We start from the raw sequence: 444 nt of genomic DNA, 5'->3' as shown, positions 1-444 counted from the left end.
GGCAGGTGCAGCTTTGCACGCTGCTGTCGATCAAGACCGGCGGTTGCCCCGAGGATTGCGGCTATTGCAACCAGTCGGCCAGCGCCGACACCGAGCTGAAGGCCAGCAAGCTGATGGACGTGCGCGCGGTGCTGCAATCGGCGGCGCAGGCGCGTGATGCGGGAAGCCAGCGCTTCTGCATGGGCGCGGCCTGGCGCAACCCCAAGGACAAGGACATGCCCGCGATCATCGAGATGGTGCAGGGCGTGGCGAGCATGGGCATGGAAACCTGCATGACGCTGGGCATGCTGACGCCCGCCCAGGCGCAGCAGCTCGCCGAGGCGGGGCTCGATTATTACAACCACAATATCGACACTTCGCCGGAAAAATACGCGGAGGTCATCACCACGCGCACCTTCCAGGACCGGCTCGACACGCTCGATCATGTGCGCGAAGCCGGCATCA

1 protein-coding gene is annotated in these 444 nt (G+C 64.9%); it reads left to right on the top strand.

The features are described 5' to 3' along the window. Positions 1-444, top strand: a 444-nt coding sequence (locus AACY08_RS29805) for a biotin synthase BioB (protein ID WP_339472682.1), incomplete at both ends; no start/stop codon positions are given.

Source organism: Pseudomonas sp. EL_65y_Pfl1_R83, from assembly GCF_963970695.1.
GTDB lineage: Bacteria > Pseudomonadota > Gammaproteobacteria > Pseudomonadales > Pseudomonadaceae > Aquipseudomonas > Aquipseudomonas tritici.
The sequence above is the reverse complement of the archived record's forward strand: the minus strand, read 5'-3'. Positions and strand labels throughout refer to the sequence as shown.